This is a genomic window from Novosphingobium sp. HNCC26BN242 (genome assembly GCF_057180525.1).
In genome coordinates this window covers 787,167-803,077 of sequence record NZ_JBXUGM010000002.1, presented here as the reverse complement: position 1 = coordinate 803,077, position 15,911 = coordinate 787,167, and the positions used below count along the sequence as shown (strand labels likewise).

Annotated in this window: 14 protein-coding genes; 9 read left to right on the top strand and 5 right to left on the bottom strand. The window is 61.7% G+C overall.

Features of this window, described 5'->3' with window-relative positions; translation table 11 throughout:
- The first annotated feature begins 10 nt into the window (after positions 1-10).
- Positions 11-787, top strand: a complete 777-nt coding sequence (locus tag AC2A1F_RS11500) for a DeoR/GlpR family DNA-binding transcription regulator (RefSeq protein WP_484208884.1) — start codon at positions 11-13, stop codon at positions 785-787.
- Between the two features lie 9 nt (positions 788-796).
- Here the strand turns inward: AC2A1F_RS11500 and AC2A1F_RS11495 are convergent, their stop codons facing one another.
- Complete coding sequence (locus tag AC2A1F_RS11495; RefSeq protein ID WP_484208883.1) at positions 797-1,423, bottom strand: TetR/AcrR family transcriptional regulator; 627 nt, start codon at positions 1,421-1,423, stop codon at positions 797-799.
- A 148-nt stretch (positions 1,424-1,571) separates the two neighbouring features.
- On the opposite strand from AC2A1F_RS11495, the gene AC2A1F_RS11490 reads away from it, so the two are divergent.
- The 3 genes from AC2A1F_RS11490 (at position 1,572) to AC2A1F_RS11480 (ending at position 6,373) form a co-directional block, all read left to right on the top strand.
- Complete coding sequence (locus AC2A1F_RS11490; RefSeq protein WP_484208882.1) at positions 1,572-3,926, top strand: TonB-dependent receptor; 2,355 nt, start codon at positions 1,572-1,574, stop codon at positions 3,924-3,926.
- Between the two features lie 88 nt (positions 3,927-4,014).
- The gene (locus AC2A1F_RS11485) at positions 4,015-5,334 is read left to right on the top strand and encodes a glycoside hydrolase family 1 protein (RefSeq protein WP_484208881.1); all 1,320 of its coding nucleotides are present in this window, start codon (positions 4,015-4,017) and stop codon (positions 5,332-5,334) included.
- A 79-nt stretch (positions 5,335-5,413) separates the two neighbouring features.
- Positions 5,414-6,373 (top strand): alpha/beta hydrolase, encoded by a 960-nt coding sequence (locus AC2A1F_RS11480; protein WP_484208880.1) that lies wholly within the window; start codon positions 5,414-5,416, stop codon positions 6,371-6,373.
- A gap of 42 nt (positions 6,374-6,415) precedes the next feature.
- Here AC2A1F_RS11480 and AC2A1F_RS11475 read toward each other — a convergent pair whose 3' ends face one another.
- Together AC2A1F_RS11475 and AC2A1F_RS11470 are read right to left on the bottom strand one after the other, a co-directional pair.
- On the bottom strand, positions 6,416-8,728 hold the full coding sequence (locus AC2A1F_RS11475; protein ID WP_484208879.1) for a putative bifunctional diguanylate cyclase/phosphodiesterase: 2,313 nt from the start codon (positions 8,726-8,728) through the stop codon (positions 6,416-6,418).
- 32 nt (positions 8,729-8,760) lie between these two features.
- Positions 8,761-9,405 carry a cupredoxin domain-containing protein gene (locus tag AC2A1F_RS11470; protein ID WP_484208878.1) on the bottom strand — a complete coding sequence of 215 codons (645 nt, stop codon included), beginning with the start codon at positions 9,403-9,405 and terminating at the stop codon, positions 8,761-8,763.
- 122 nt (positions 9,406-9,527) lie between these two features.
- Between AC2A1F_RS11470 and AC2A1F_RS11465 the strand changes: the two genes are divergently transcribed.
- Both AC2A1F_RS11465 and AC2A1F_RS11460 read left to right on the top strand, forming a co-directional pair.
- A complete protein-coding gene (locus AC2A1F_RS11465; protein ID WP_484208877.1) occupies positions 9,528-10,436 on the top strand; it encodes a DUF3034 family protein in 909 nt (302 codons plus the stop codon).
- Positions 10,437-10,449: 13 nt separating this feature from the next.
- Entirely contained in the window at positions 10,450-11,016 is a 567-nt protein-coding gene (locus AC2A1F_RS11460; protein WP_484208876.1) for a group I truncated hemoglobin, read from the top strand.
- A gap of 3 nt (positions 11,017-11,019) precedes the next feature.
- On the opposite strand, the gene mutM is transcribed toward AC2A1F_RS11460, so the two are convergent.
- A complete protein-coding gene (mutM, locus tag AC2A1F_RS11455; RefSeq protein ID WP_484208875.1) occupies positions 11,020-11,832 on the bottom strand; it encodes a bifunctional DNA-formamidopyrimidine glycosylase/DNA-(apurinic or apyrimidinic site) lyase in 813 nt (270 codons plus the stop codon).
- A gap of 60 nt (positions 11,833-11,892) precedes the next feature.
- Between mutM and AC2A1F_RS11450 the strand changes: the two genes are divergently transcribed.
- The 3 genes from AC2A1F_RS11450 (at position 11,893) to AC2A1F_RS11440 (ending at position 15,428) form a co-directional block, all read left to right on the top strand.
- Positions 11,893-12,630, top strand: a complete 738-nt coding sequence (locus AC2A1F_RS11450) for a class I SAM-dependent methyltransferase (protein ID WP_484208874.1) — start codon at positions 11,893-11,895, stop codon at positions 12,628-12,630.
- Positions 12,631-12,634: 4 nt separating this feature from the next.
- Positions 12,635-14,197: a 2-polyprenylphenol 6-hydroxylase gene (gene ubiB / locus AC2A1F_RS11445; protein WP_484208873.1), complete on the top strand. Its 1,563-nt coding sequence runs from the start codon at positions 12,635-12,637 to the stop codon at positions 14,195-14,197.
- Between the two features lie 124 nt (positions 14,198-14,321).
- Entirely contained in the window at positions 14,322-15,428 is a 1,107-nt protein-coding gene (locus tag AC2A1F_RS11440) for an acyltransferase family protein (RefSeq protein WP_484208872.1), read from the top strand.
- On the opposite strand, the gene AC2A1F_RS11435 is transcribed toward AC2A1F_RS11440, so the two are convergent.
- Positions 15,425-15,823: a hypothetical protein gene (locus AC2A1F_RS11435; RefSeq protein WP_484208871.1), complete on the bottom strand. Its 399-nt coding sequence runs from the start codon at positions 15,821-15,823 to the stop codon at positions 15,425-15,427. The genes AC2A1F_RS11440 and AC2A1F_RS11435 overlap by 4 nt on opposite strands.
- Positions 15,824-15,911 lie beyond the last annotated feature (88 nt).

The window sequence follows — 15,911 nt, the reverse complement described above, 5'->3', positions numbered from 1 at the left end:
ATCGTGGCGGATGCACGCAGCGGAACGTGAAAGACGGATACTCGAAGCCCTGCGCCCCACTGGCTTTGTCAGCTATCGCGATCTCGAAGTCCTGCTTGATGCCTCACCCGCCACGATCCGGCGGGATCTGACCCGGCTTGAAGAGGCCGCGCAGATCGTGCGTGTCCACGGCGGGGCGAAGCTGCCCGAGGGCGAAGATAGCGCCGCCCCGCGCCTGATGGGCACGCCGTTCGACCAGTCAATCACGCAGCATCTGGCGGCCAAACAGGCGATCGGCCGCGCTGCAGCCGCGCTATGCTCACCCGGCGAAGGGGTGATGATTGATGGCGGCACCACCACATTGCAGATGTGCCCGCATCTCGACGGATTGGGCCTGCAAGTGCTCACCAACTCGCTGCACATCGTCAACGCACTGCTGCCGCAAGCGGGCACGCGCATCCTGCTGCCATCGGGCGCGGTGTTCCGCGAACAGAACATTATCCTTGCCCCGGCGGGTGAGGAATCGATGCCCCGCTTTCACGCCCCGCGCCTGTTCATGGGCGCCGCCGCAGTTGGCCCGCAAGGCGTGATGCAGGCCGATCCCGTGCTGGTGGCTGCCGAACGCCGCCTGATCGACCGGGCAGATGAAGTCATCCTGCTGGTCGACAGCAGCAAGTTCCGCACCCAGTCGGGCACCATCGTGTGCGAGCTGAACGAGATTGATACGGTGATCACCGACAGCGGCCTGCCGCATGACCTGAACAGCCATCTCACCGCCAGCGGCGTGAGGGTGGTGATTGCCGACTGACCGGCACTCTCAATCAGGCTGTGAAGTGAGCTGCTGCAATGGTTCAACCGCACCATCGGGTGAGACAGCCAGCAACATGTTGGCAAGCAGATTGACCGCACCCATGGTTGCCTGCCGATCAGGCAGGATCATATCGGATAGCGTCAATCCGCGAATGGCCCAGACCATCAAGCGCATTACCGAACGTGCGGTTGCTTCATCGCCACCATATTCTTCGCGCAACTTGCTCAAAGCCCCTTCTTCGGCGGCCTTTTGCGTGGGCCCGACCATGCGGGCCAGATCAGGATCACTTCGCGCGGCCTGAAGGATTTCAAGCACGGCAATGCCCGATGGCCGGGACAATACCGACCAGAGGATACGCGGCCATTGCGATAGGTGATCCATCTCCGGCGATTGCACAATGTTCTGATATTGCGCCATTTCATCGTCGAAAACCATCTTGACCACGGCTGCCATCAATTCGGCCTTGGTATGGAAGTGGTGCAGAAAAGCCCCGCGCGAAAGGCCCGCACGTTCAGAAATGATCGCTGTCGTAACTGCAGCATAGCCAAGGTCATGAATCGCAGACACCGTGGCTTGCAGCAGCGCCGCTCTGGTTTCGGTAGATCGCTCTTCCTGTGTGCGACGTATCTTCAAGCCCTGATCCCTCTGGCTGCAAGCGGCACCCCGCTATTCCACGCATCCACCGAATTGTTCAAGGCATAGAAATAACATTCATGCTTGAACGAATGTTTTATCGGCTATAAGCGCGCCGCAAGTTCACAGGAACTGCAGGGAGAGTGAAATGAAGGCGTTGAAACTGATTCTGGGCGCAAGCGCCGCCGCGATTGCCATGCCGGTCTGGGCGCAGGACGCCAGCGATAGTGCTGAAGGCGCAGTGGGCGAAATCGTGGTAACCGCGCAGCGCCGCAGCGAAAGCATTCAGAAGATCCCGGTCAGCCTGACCGCCGTCGGAGCCGATGAACTGCGCACGCGCCAGATCAACGATCTGGTCGGTGTGTCGCAAGCCGCTCCAAGCCTGCAGATCGGCACCGACGCCAGCTTTGCCGTGCGCGGGGTTGGCACGCTGGCCTTTGCAGGAACGATCGATTCGAGCGTGGCGCTGGCCATCGATGAAGTGAACCTTGGCCGCCCTGCGTTGGGCACCCCGCTGCTGATGGATGTGGAGCGGGTCGAAGTCCTCAACGGACCGCAGGGCCTGCTGTTCGGCAAGAACGCCTCGGCTGGCCTGCTCAACATCGTCACCGCCAAGCCGCGTCTGGGCGAATATTCGGGCGGCAGCGATGTGGAAGTGACCTTCCGCGAAACGCCCGGCGCGGATCGCAACGCGCCCGGCATCATCGCGCGGCAAGTGTTGAACATTCCGGTCACCGCCAATTCGGCACTGCGCATCAATGCGCTTTACGGATATCAGGAACCACCGGTCACGCGCATTGATACCATCTCGCCGGGCTTCCGCGACGATCTCAACCGCCGCAATGTGCAGTTGAAGGCCAAGTATCTGCTCGAAGCCAGTGATGCGATGTCGCTCTATGTCATCGGCGATTACAACAAGCTGACCGGAGCAGGCGCGTTCTTCGACAAGACTTGGCGTTCATTCGGTGAAGGCAGCACCCGCCAGGAGGTGTATGAAAACGCAGGCGGCACAGCCGGCCCCGACAATTTCCTGCTGACCGGCGATGGCGGTGCCTTCCGTGATATCGATACCGGCGGCGCGCAGGCAACAATCAGCTATGCGCTGGATTCAGGCCTCGAACTGTCGAACATCTTTGCCTGGCGGTACTATTCGAACAACCAGAACCTCGATGTCGATTATCTCCCGGTTGCCGAAGTCAATGTGAACGCCACGCAGGCGCGCTATGACCAGTACTCGAACGAGCTACGCCTTGCCCTTCCCGCCGATGCCCCGCTAAGCGGGCAGGTGGGCCTGTTCTACTTCAAGTCCACGCTTGATCAGTCCAGCGAGATTTACGGCAACACCGGCTTCCCGGCCTTCCTGCTGCCGCAATATCCGTTTTGTGTTGGCGCGGTGGCCACGCCCGGAGCGCCTCCGGGAACCTGCTCGGTCAGCAACAGCTTCTTCCTTGGCCGCGATACCGATTTCGTGCTTGATACACAAAGCTACGCCGCCTTTGGCCAGCTGACCTATGAACTGTCGCCCGGCCTGCGGCTAATCGCCGGTGGACGCTATACGCGCGATGAAATCCGCCTCGACCTCAGCCATGGCCGCCGCAACTACTTTGTCCGGCTGTCAGGCCCCAACGGGCGCTATCAGGAAGCCTTCAACGCCAACAACTTCAGCTGGAAGCTGGGCGCGCAATATCAGGTGACGCCCGATATTCTGCTCTTCGGTTTTCAGGGCCGTGGCTACAAGGGGCCGGGCTTCAACGATACCGCCATCGCCGCCGCAAACGGCACGGCTTTTGTTCCGGCCATCCGTCCCGAAATCTCGAACACCACTGAACTGGGTATCAAAACCGCGTTCTTCGATCGCAAGCTGACGATGAATATCTCGGTCTACCGCACCACGTTCGAGGATTATCAGGTCCAGTCGCTCGACACCGTGCTGCAGACATTCGTGGTGCAGAACGCGGCAAAGGTGAAGACGCAGGGCGTCGAAGTGGGCTTCACCGCGCGTCCGGTGTCTGGGCTTTCGATCAACGGCGGCATGTCGTTCCTCGATGCCAAGTTCGAAAGCTTCCCGGGCGCGCAGTGCTATTCGGGCCAGCCTGTCCCGAGCTGTTCAACATCGGGCACGTTCGATGCCGCAGGCCTCAGGCTGCCGGTTTCGCCCAAGTTCACCTCCACTGTTCAGGCGATATATGATCTGCCGGTCAGCGGCGATGTGGTGCCGTTCCTGCAGGGCAATTGGTATCACCGCTCTTCGGTGAACTACATCCTCAACGGCGCCCCCGGCGGCTTCTTCCGCGCGGTCGATACGTTCGGCGCAAACATCGGGGTAAAGTTGGGCAGCACCTTGCAGGCCAGCCTGTTCTGCAAGAACTGCACGAACGAGCACGTGCCGCAGAGCATCGGGCTTGACGCGGGCGAGGAAAACGATGGCATCGGATCGTATGGACAGACCTTCGGTCTGGATTCGGTCCGCTCCTTCGGCCTATCCCTGTCGTTGCGGTACTGATCATTGGCGGGCCGGGGTGTAAACCACTCCGGCCCGCTGCGCACCGGCCCTATTGGCCTGCCCAACTCAACAGCGAGTTTCCAGAACCATGATGATCACCCGCCGCGCTTTTTCCGGCCTTGTGGCAACTGCAGCACTGGGCGCTGCCAGCCCCGCGATCAGCGCCGCCACCAAACCGCGCGCGCAGTTCCCCAAGGGCTTCCTGTGGGGCGTGGCCACGTCGGGGCATCAGACCGAAGGTGACAACACAGCCAGCGATTTCTGGTGGATGGAACATGCCAAGCCCTCGCTTTTTGCTGAGCCTTCCGGCTCTGCCACCGCCGCCTTCGATCTGTGGCCCGCTGACCTCGATCTGGTGCAAAGTCTGGGCCTCAATACCTATCGCTTCTCGCTCGAATGGGCGCGGATCGAACCTGAAGAAGGCCAGTTTTCCGATGCGATGATCGCCCACTACCGCCGCATCATCGAAGGCTGCCGCGTCCGTGGCCTGGCACCGGTCGTCACCTTCAACCACTTTGCCTGCCCGCGCTGGTTTGCCGCGCGCGGCGGATGGACCAACCCTGCCGCGCCAGACCTGTTTGCGCGCTATTGCGAACGGGCGCTACGTGGCTTGGGCTCCGGCATCAGCCACGCCGTAACTCTGAACGAGCCGAACCTGCCCACGATCCTGTCATGGATCGGCCTGCCCCCTGCGCTTTATGCAGGCCATGCCGCCATGCTCAAGGCCGCAGGCGCAGCGCTTGGGAGCGAGAACTTTTCGGCCGGTTTCATGATCGCGCGCGACGGCCATCTGCCCATGATCCCCATTATGGGCGCAGCCCACCGCAAGGCGCGCGCCGCGATCAAGTCCGTACAACCAGACCTGCCAGTTGGCCTCAGCCTTGCGGTATCAGACGATCAGGCCATCGGCGCCACCACGATCCGCGACCGGAAGCGAGCCGAGGCTTATGAGCCATGGTTTGCATTTGCCGCAGACGATGATTTCATCGGCGTGCAGAATTATGACCGGACGCGCTTCGACGCCAAGGGCGCGCTCCCGCCGCCTACCGGGGCCGTGCTGAACCAGATGGGCGCAGAGATCCATGCGCCCTCGCTGGGCGGTGCGGTGCGCTATGTCCATCAGGCATCGGGCAAACCGGTTCTGGTCACCGAACATGGCGTTGGCATCGCCGATGATGCGATACGCGCGCCATTCATCGTCGATGCGATCAAAGGCCTGAAAGCCGCCATGACCGATGGCGTGGACGTGCTGGGCTACATCCACTGGTCACTGCTCGACAACTTCGAATGGTATTCAGGCTATGCGCCCAAATTCGGGCTGGTGGAGGTTGACCGCACAACCTTCAAACGCACGCCAAAGCCGAGCGCCTTCGTGCTGGGGGCCATTGCCAAGAACAACGGCAATTGAGGGATACTGCAACCGCTCCGCTAAACTCGGAAGCTGCATGACAACAAGTCTAGATATAACAGCAAATGGGAGAGCATGAATGCATTGGCAGCCAATGATTGTGATCGGCACTTTGGGTGCGGTCCTTTTCAGTCCAGCTTTCGCGCAGGACAAGGCCTTTCAACTTCCACCTGTCGTGGCCATTGATGCCCCTGCCCAACCCGGCGCCTTGCCGCTCTATGCCAAAGGTGCGCCACATGTCGCAGGCGCTGCTGTCCGCGAACATTGGGGAAAGATGCTCGATGAACTGATCGTCCGCAACGTTAGCCAACCCACGATCACACCGTATTTGCCTGAACCCGGCAAGGCGACGGGGGCGGCGGTCATCGTTGCGCCCGGCGGAGCATTCATGCAGCTATCGATGCGGTATGAAGGCGAAAAGGTCGCCCAGTACCTCGCCAGCCAGGGCATTGCCGCGTTCGTTTTGAAGTACCGACTGGAGCCAACCCCGCCAGCCGAAGCGGACTATGCGCGCGTCATGGCAGAAAGGTTAGCCACAGCGGCGCATTCCGATACGGAACAAGGCCCTCCGCCATCATTTCAGCCTGCAATTGATGATGGCGCTGAGGCCATCCGTTATGTGCGCACGCGTGCCGCACAGTATGGCATCGATACCAAGCGCGTGGGCATGATCGGATTTTCGGCCGGGGCAATGGCAACGCTGGGCGTCACTTTGGCAAACGAGCCGACCTCGCGGCCGGATTTCATCGGGTTGATCTATGGCCCGATGACAGCGGTAAAGGTGCCAGCCGATGCGCCGCCGATGTTCGCAGCCATCGCGGCGGATGATCCTCTGTTCGGAAAGAGTGGCTTTGCCATCGTAGATGCTTGGCGTGCGGCGCGCAAACCGGTGGAATTGCATGTCTACCAAGCAGGCGGACACGGGTTCGGCATGCACGATACGCACACCAGTGCGGTGCTTTGGCCGGGCCAATTTGTGGAGTGGCTGCGGACCAACCGGCTATTGGGTCAGCACCCGCTAAAAGCCTGGGATCAATGATCGGCTGATCACCAGCCGACAATGTGACGACAAAGGCTCCGCTCATGCCGCAATGACTGCTGCTACCTCTGGCTGAAGCGTGCCCAACAGGCGCTTTACATCGCCACCGGGGATGGGGCGGCTGATCAGATAGCCCTGAATCATGTCGCACCCTTCGGCCTTCAGCGCGTCTGACAGTTCCTGCGTTTCCACGCCTTCTGCCAGCGTTTCCATGCCCAGCGCATCGGCCAGCGTGGTGATGGCGCGGATGATGGCATGGGCGCTGCCGCCCTCTTCCAACGCGCGAACGAAGCTCTGGTCGATCTTGATCTTGTCGAACGGGAATGACCGCAAATAGCTGAGCGAGGAATAGCCCGTCCCGAAATCATCGAGCGCCACTCGCACGCCGAGCGACTGCAGCGAGTGCAGGATCTTCAGCGTCCGTTCCACGTTGCCTATGAACACGCTTTCGGTGATTTCAAGTTCCAGCCGCTCTGCCGGAAGCCCGCTTTGCGCCAGCGCCTGCGCCACACACGTGGCCAGTCCATCGGCCACGAGCTGCCGGGGCGAGATATTGACCGCCACCGATATGTCATCGGGCCATTGCGCCGCCTGACGGCAGGCCTCGCGCACGGCCCATTCGCCCAGTTGCACGATCATTCCCGAATCCTCGGCAATCGGGATAAAGGTCAGCGGACTGATCATCCCGTGTTCCTTGTGCGGCCAGCGCATCAGCGCTTCAAAGCCCTTCACCCGGTTTTGCGAGATCGAGAACAGCGGCTGGAAATACAGCTCAAAGTCGCCATCGCGGATCGCGCGGCGCAGATCGATTTCCATCCGGCGGCGACGGCTGGCTTCGGCATCCAGTTCGGGTTCAAAGAAGTGATAGGCACCCTTGCCGTCGCTCTTGGCCCGATAGAGCGCAAGGTCCGCGCTCTTCAACAGGGCATCAGATGTATCGGCATCGTTTGGGCCAATGGCAATGCCAACGCTGGCTGAAACCAGTATGCTACGGCCATCAATGGTCATCTCGCGGTTCAGCGTGCTTTCCAGCGTGCGCGCCAAAGCGGTAAAGTCTGTCGCCGGGTTAAGCCCATCCAGCAACAGGCCGAATTCATCGCCGCCAAACCTTGCGACCATCGCACCTTCGAACTGATCCTGCAGCCCTTGCGCCACGCTGCGCAGCAAGGCATCGCCAAAGGGGTGGCCCATGGCATCATTGATCGCCTTGAAATCATCAACATCGATGAAGGCCACCATCGTGCGGTTGGTTTCATTCTGCCGCACCACGGCGCGGTCCAACTTCTCTATGAAGAACCGTCGGTTGGGGAGCCCCGTCAACGCATCATGGAGCGATGCGTGCATGATCTGCTGTTCGCGCTCTTCCACCGCATCGACCATCGCGTTGAAGCTGACGGCAAGCGAACGCACTTCGATCGCGCCTTCAACCTTGACCTTCGCCACCGCACCACCACCATAGGCGCGTGCAGCTTCGGCCAACGATTGCAGCGGGCGCGCAATGCCGCGCGAAAGGCGGACCGCTGTCCATGCCCCGGCCAGCACCCCGATGGCGCTGATCAGCAACAAGGCCATGCGCAATCCCGAATAGCGCGCCAGAGCAGCACTCAACGAATGGGCCAGCACCAGCCGGGGTTCGCGCCCGTCCTGCAAACTGGCAATGGCCGAAACCCGCACCAGCCGTTCGCCTTTGCTGCCGTCAACTTCGGTAATTTGGCCCAATGCTACGTTGGCCAGCTTCTGGCTCAGGCCCGCCCGGTCAACCACCCGTGCTTCCACCGGCACGGCCGAAAGCTTGGCCAACTGCGCCATGTCATCGGGGCCAAGCCGGTTAACCAGCACCAGCCAGCCCGCCAAATCGGGCATGTTGATGGGCACTGCCGCAGCGAGCGCTTCGGCCCCGTCCAGTGTTACAACGCCTCGCTCCTGCCCGTTTTCAAGGCGGGAAAGCATCGCCCCGCCATCAATCGCGCTCCCTGATCCCGATCCGATCACACTGCCATCCAATTGAACAATCGCAGCCTCGCTCACGCGTGCGCGGTCGCGCAAGCTTTGCAGGGCCGAGGCCAGTGTGGGCGCGTCACCAATGGCAAAAGCCTCGCGGAAACCGAAATCGCGGGCCAGAACTTCGCCCGCATCGTCCATCTGATTCTGGCGTGTGTCGATGATCTTGTCGAACACGCGGGCATTTGCGGCCAGATCGCGCTCTGCGGTTTCGCGGGCAAACATGCTGATGCCAGAACTGGCCACGATGATAGTGGTGCCCATCACCAACGTCAGCAGCACCACGTAAAGCAGCGCGATCCGGCTGCCCAACGTGCGCGAGCGCTTGCCCACGAAAACGCGGACACGCTTCATCATCTGCTGCAAACCGCTTTGGCTGGCCACATTCATTTGCCAGACCCCGGGCGCACAGGCACCACCATTTTCAGGCGGTTTCCGGGCTGCATTACCAGCTTCCCACGCCATTCCCCGCCCGCCCCGCGGATACGCGGGTGCCACACCACCACATCATAACTGCCCCGGCCCAGCCCTTCGATATCGGCCAGACCGTTCAGATCGGTGCGCGCAGCAAAGGGCGTGTCAGTCACGCGGATATAGCCCTGCATCTTGTCGTGAATGTTGCACCCCAGCGCAATCGTGCCAGCAACCTTGAATTGCTGGGTGCGCGTCTGATCCTGCCCATAGAGGTCGATCTTGAACGGGCCGGGCTTGGAAAAGCTGTAGATCGAATGGCGCACGTTATCGAAATTCGGAAAGGCCACCACCGCACCTTTGCCCACGATCAACGTGCCGGGTACGAACGTCTGATTTTTCTGCGCCATGGCATTGCGCCACTTGAACGCTGGCTTGCGTGCATCACCTGCCGGAGCCACAATTTCGATCACCGCATCGCGCACAGGAACGCCCGCCTGATCCACCACTTGCACTGCCAGTTGCGCAGGCGAGGTGGCAGAGACCAAGAGCGGCAGGGCGCCGAGTAGCCAGACAGCGGAGATCGGTTTTGCGACTCGATAGAAAGCAGCTTTAGCCATGATGCGGTTCTGCCGAAAATTTCCTAATAAATTCAGAATGAACCGTAGTGGTGATTTAGGATTTCCTAACGAATCGTGGTTAACTTCGTGCGAAATGTCTCCACAGTAGTGATCCGATCTCCATGCCGAACCAACCTGCAAAGCACGCAACATCCGGGATCAAGAGCGCCGCCCTTGTGGTCTCCTCGGCCTGCGGCCTGGCCTTTGGCAATCCCGCATTTGCAGAACCGCTGCTCGATGGGGGCAAATTGGTGCTGACCAACGGTATCAGCACGATCGAAGGCGCAAGCGGCGGCGGCCTTGCCAACTGGGCCACGATCGCGGGCATGGAAACCGACCGTGGCGTGGGCATTTCCGCGCATGTCACCGGCATCGAACTGGCCGACTATGGCTGGCAAAGCCACGGCATCTCCGTCGGCATCAAGGACCGGATCGAACTGTCCTATGCGCGCCAGAACTTCGATACGCGCAAAGTGGGCGCAGCATTGGGCCTTGGCGAAGGGTTCCGCTTTAATCAGGACATCTTCGGCGCAAAGGTCCGCCTTGTGGGCGATACCGTCTACGGCTCGCCGTTGCTCCCGCAAATCAGCGTAGGCGTGCAGCACAAGCGCAGCCTTGATGGTGCCATCGTGCGGGCCGTGGGTGCTGCCTCATCCGAAGGCACCGATTTCACTGCCAGTGCCACCAAGCTGGTCCTGTCCAAAAGCGTGCTGGTGAATGCCACGGCACGGCTGACCAACGCCAACCAGTTCGGCCTGCTCGGCTTTGGCGGCCCGAACCAGACCGATCGCACGCTGCAGTTCGAAGGCTCGGTCGCCTACATGCTCACCCCGCGCCTTGTCGTTGGCGGCGAATATCGCACCCGCCCCAGCAACCTTGCCATCGCGCGCGAGGATGATGCCCACGATCTGTTCGTGGCCTGGGCCTTCACCCGCAACGCCACGCTCACCGCCGCCTATGCCGATGTCGGCTCGGTCGCCACGTTCGATGGCCAGCGCGGCGGCCTCGTCTCGCTCCAGTTCGCATTCTGAAGGAGGCCCAGACATGCCCTTCGCACTCGCATTCGCCCTGCTCGCCGCCCAGCCTGTCACCGAAGCGGCGCAGGAAGACCCCGCCGCACAGGAAGACCTCTCAGGCGTCGATTGGGAAAAGGAGTTCGGCGTCGAAAAGAAGGTGCGCGATCCCGTAACCGGTGAACTCCCGGTCGATCCCTACACGCAAAGCCCCGCCAACGCGGGCGCAACCCCGTTCAACGGGGAAAGCATGGCCAAGGCATTCGGCGGGCAGGACGGCATCCGCAAGATCATCGGCCGCCTTGTGGACCTCAGCGAAGCCGACCCGCGCATCTCCGATATCTTCAAAAATCAGGACACCGTCCGCCTGCGCCGCACGCTGACCGAACAGGTCTGCTACCTGCTCGATGCCGGCTGCACTTACATCGGGCGCGACATGAAGACCGCACACAAGGACCTAGGCGTCACCCGCGCCGATCTGAACGCCCTGGTAGAAAACCTGCAGCAGGCCATGCGCGAAGCCAAAGTGCCCTTCCCGGCCCAAAACCGCCTGCTGGCAAAGCTCGCCCCCATGGACCGGGATATCGTGGAGCGCTGAAACTTACTTCTGGCACTTGCCGCAAAAGAAGCTCGACCGCCCGCCCTGCGCGATCCGCAGCACCGTACCGCCGCAGCCGCAAGCCTCACCCTCGCGCCCATAAACGCGCCAGTCCTTGGCGAAATAGCCCAGTTCGCCATCGGGCTGCACATAGTCGCGTAAAGTTGATCCGCCCGCTGCAATCGCCTCGTTCAGCACCTCACGGATCAACGGCACCAGCCGGTCAATCGCTTTGCGGCTGACCTTCCCGCCCTCACGCTCAGGATGAATCCCCGCCCGATTCAGCGCCTCGCACACATAGATATTGCCCAGCCCCGCAACGATCCGCTGATCAAGCAACAGCTGCTTCACCGCCGCGATCCGGCCCGCAAACGCCGCCGCCAGATGCTTGGCACTCAACCCTTCGCCCAAAGGCTCCGGCCCCAGCAACGCAAACGGCCCCCACGCGTCCAGTGCATCGCTATCCACCAGATCGACCGAACCAAACCGCCGCGCATCGTTCAGTGCAAGCACGCGCCCGTTCGCCGTTTCCAGCACCAGATGATCATGCTTGCCGATATCTTCGGGATCGATTCGCCAACGCCCGGACATGCCCAGATGAAACACCATTGTGCGCGCGCGATCGGTATGGATCAGCCCATACTTCGCCCGCCGCCCCATACCCGTCACCCGAGCCCCGGTCAGCGCCTGCGCCAGATCGACCGGGAAAGGCCGCCTCAGATCGGCCCGGTTCACAGCCACACGCGCAATAACCTGCCCGTCAAGCACGGTTGCAAGACCGCGAACGGTCGTCTCTACCTCTGGTAACTCCGGCATATCCTCTTCACCCCTAACAGGCTTTGCCGTTCGGGCAATTCCCCACTAAAGGGCCAAGGCATGAGCACATCTGAAACCGCATCATTCGGCTACGAAGACATCCCGGCAGAAGAGAAGGAAGAGCGCGTCGGCGCAATCTTCTCCGGCGTCGCGCGCAAGTATGACGTGATGAACGATGCAATGTCGGTCGGCATGCACCGGTTGTGGAAAGACAAATTCGTCCGCCGCGTCCGTCCGCAAAACGGCGAGACGATTCTCGACATGGCCGGCGGCACGGGTGACATCGCCTTCCGCATGGCTCCATCGGGCGCGGCCATCACCGTGTCCGACATCAATCAGGATATGCTGGATGTCGGCATCGAACGCGCGGCCAAGCGCGGGATCGAACACCTCGAATGGTCGCGCCAAAACGCCGAGGAACTGAGCTTCCCTGAGCGTGTCTTCGATGCCTACACCATCGCCTTCGGCATCCGCAACGTAACGCACATCGACCGCGCTTTGGCCGAAGCGCACCGCGTGCTAAAATTCGGCGGCCGCTTCTTCTGCCTCGAATTCTCGACCACGCAATGGCCCGGCTTCTCCGAAATCTACGACGCCTATTCGCACAAGCTGGTGCCCAAACTCGGCCAGATGATTGCAGGCGATGAAGATTCCTACCGCTACCTGATCGAATCGATCCGCCGCTTCCCCACGATGCCCGAATTCGAAGCGATGATCCGCGATGCCGGGTTCAAGCGCACGAAGGTCGAACCGATTCTCGGCGGACTCGTCGCCATCCATTCGGGGTGGAAGGTCTGATCGCTTGACCCTCCCTGCAACGCATATTCGCCGCCTGCTCGGGTGGGGCCGAACGCTTGCCCGCCACGGCGCACTGCGCGGGATCGAGAACGATCCCAACACGCCTGCCCCCGTGCGCACGCTATGCAAAGTCGCGCGATTCGGCACGATCCAGCCTAAGACGCCCGACTACGCCGGAGCCTTCCGCGCCATCGGCCCTGCCGCCATCAAGCTCGGCCAAACCCTCGCCACCCGGCCCGATCTGGTGGGTGAGGAAGCGGCGCACAATCTGCTCGCGCTGCAGGACAAACTCCCCGCTGTTGATTTCGCGCTGATCCGCCGCGAGATCGAAAGCACCTTCGGCAAACTGCTCGAATCGCTGTTCGCCTCGTTCGATCCCGATCCCATAGGCGCCGCCTCGGTCGCGCAGGTCCACAGCGCTGTCACCACCGATGGCCGCAAGGTTGCGGTCAAGATCCTGCGCCCCGGCGTGCGCGAAAAGTTCACGCGGGATATTGAGACTTACGAATGGGCCGCCGCCCACTTGGAAGCTTTGGGCGGCGCAGAAGTCAGCCGCCTACGCCCGCGCATGGTCATCGCCAATTTCAAACGCTGGACCGTGCGCGAACTCGATTTGCGCCGTGAAGCCGCCTCGGCCTCGGAACTGGCCGACACGATGCGCGCCCACGCCGGTTACCGCATCCCGGCGATTGACTGGGACCGCACCAATGGCCGCGTGATGACGCTCGACTGGATCGATGGGATCAAGATCAGCGATACCGCCGCGCTCGATGCAGCGGGCTTTGATCGCGCCGATCTGGCCCAGCGCCTTGTTCTTGCCTTCCTCACGCAGGCCATCAACGGCGGCTACTTCCACGCCGACATGCATCAGGGTAACCTGTTCGTCGACAAGGACGGCACCATTGTCGCCATCGATTTCGGCATCATGGGCCGGATTGATCGCCGCGCGCGCCAATGGCTCGCCGAAATCCTCTATGGCCTGACCACCGGCAACTACCGCCGCGTGGCCGAAATCCATTTCGAAGCGCAATATGTGCCGAGCTACCACTCGGTCGACGAATTCGCCACGGCGCTACGCGCGGTGGGTGAACCGATGCGCGGCAAGCCGGTGTCCGAACTGTCGGTCGGCCAGATGCTCGATGGCCTCTTTGCCATCACCCGCGATTTCGACATGCAGACCCAGCCGCACCTGCTGCTGCTGCAGAAAACCATGGTCATGGTCGAAGGCATCGCCACGCAGCTCGATCCCGCCATCAACATGTGGGAAACCGCCGCCCCCTTCGTGCGCAGCTGGGTGCGCGATGAACTCGGCCCCGAGGCCGCGATATCTGACCGCATCCGCGAAGACACGCAAACCCTGCTGCGCATCCCGGACCTGATCCGCCGCATCGAAGACCGCTTCCCCGCCAAGGGCGGCGCTCCCGAAGCCGCCCCCCTGCCTAAAGTCGAACTGATGTGGGAACGCAAACGCCGCAAGCGCGGATCGGGCCTTCTGGGGCAGCTCGCCATTTTTGCGGCAGGCGGCGCGCTGGTAATCGGCACCCACGCGCTGGGCTGGTGGGGCTAGGCGACCCGTTTGACCAAGCACCACCTCCAGTTCGTGTCGAGTGAAGTCGAGACACACAAGCCTAGCGCTCTCGTGTCTCGACTTCGCTCGACACGAACGGATGGTGTTTCGGGTTAAATCTCAGTTGCCTGACAGCGCATCTCTTTCGCACCTGCGCGCGCCAAAGCGCCACTTCCACGCGCTCGACCTGTCGCGCCTGCTGGCCGCGATCATGGTGCTGTTCTGGCATTATCAGCACATCTTCGTGCCGCCCGTGCCTTATCATGTGAACGTCGACCGCGCGATCCAGCCTTGGTACGAATGGCTTAGCTGGTTCTACAACCACGGCCACACCGCCGTGCAGTATTTCTGGGCGGTCTCGGGCTTCGTCTTCGCCCACGTCTATCTGGCCGATGCGCACTACAAGGCCCGCTTCTGGCCCGCCCGCATCGCCCGCCTTTGGCCGCTGCATCTGCTGACGCTGGGCCTGATGGCCATTCTGCAAAGCCTCTACTTCGCCCGCAGCGGCACCGAATTCATCTACCACGTCAACGATATCAAGCATTTCCTGCTCTCGATTCCGCTGATGCACTATTGGGGCTGGCAGGAGAACCAGTCGTTCAACGGTCCCTCGTGGTCCCTCTCGACCGAGATCCTCGCCTACTTGGCGTTCTTCGTGATGCTCCCCGCCCTGCGCCGCGCGCCGCTTGTGCTGGCCGCGGTGCTGGGCACATTGTTTCTGTGGGTGATGCTGATCGAAGGCCCCAACAAGGACGTCCTGTCCTGCCTCGGCTACTTCTTCCTCGGCTGCGCGGCCTACGGAGCGCTGCTCAAAGGCTGGCTGCGCCCGGCCACGCTCCTGCCATTGGGCGCGGCTCTGCTGGTCGGCGCGTTCTGGTTCAAGGCCACCTACCGCGCAGGCGATGCTGCCACCATCGCGGGCACTTTCGCCGTCCTGTTCCTCACGCTCACGCTTGATCTGTCTGACGAAAAAGGCCGCCTGAAATTCGGCCAGAAGCTGGGCGATGCCTCCTATGGCATCTACCTCTGGCACATTCCGATCCAACTCGCGCTGGTCCTGCTGATCGATTCCACCGGCAACAGCCGCAACATCGCGCGCGAACCGTGGTTCCTGATCTTCTACGTAACCCTCGCCATCGCCGCAGGCTTCATCAGCCACGCCAAATTCGAACGCCCGGCCCAGCGCGCGGTGCTGACGCTGTGGGCCAAGTGGAAAGCGCGCAAAGCCTAACCTGCAATCTCGCGCAGTTTGTGGTGCGGCAGCATCCGCCAAGCGGCCAGCATAAGCAGCACGTGCCCCGCCTCCACCACCATCGGCACGGGCCAGCCGGGATAGCTGCCGGACACCGCCAGATTGATCGCGCGCCCTACGAACGATGTGCCAAACAACAGTGCGGGCACCAACAGCAGGTCGGCATTGCGCCGCCACGCGCCCCACATCATGCAGAACGCTGCAACGCCAAAGAACGAGGTGAAGTCGGCCCGGATCGTCGAGATCCCGCCCACTCCGGTTGCCGCAATGCCAAAGCCGGTTGCTGCATCCTCCGGCCCGGTCAGGAAACTGATGGCCAGGAACAGGTCGAACATACCCGCCACGAATACGAGCGCCGTCAGGATCAGTCGCATGTGCAGGTCCTCGCTTTTTGATATGTTGCCAGACTGTGCCCCAACAGCCGTCCTTGCGCAAAAGGATTGCGCCAAAGCGCCTGCCATT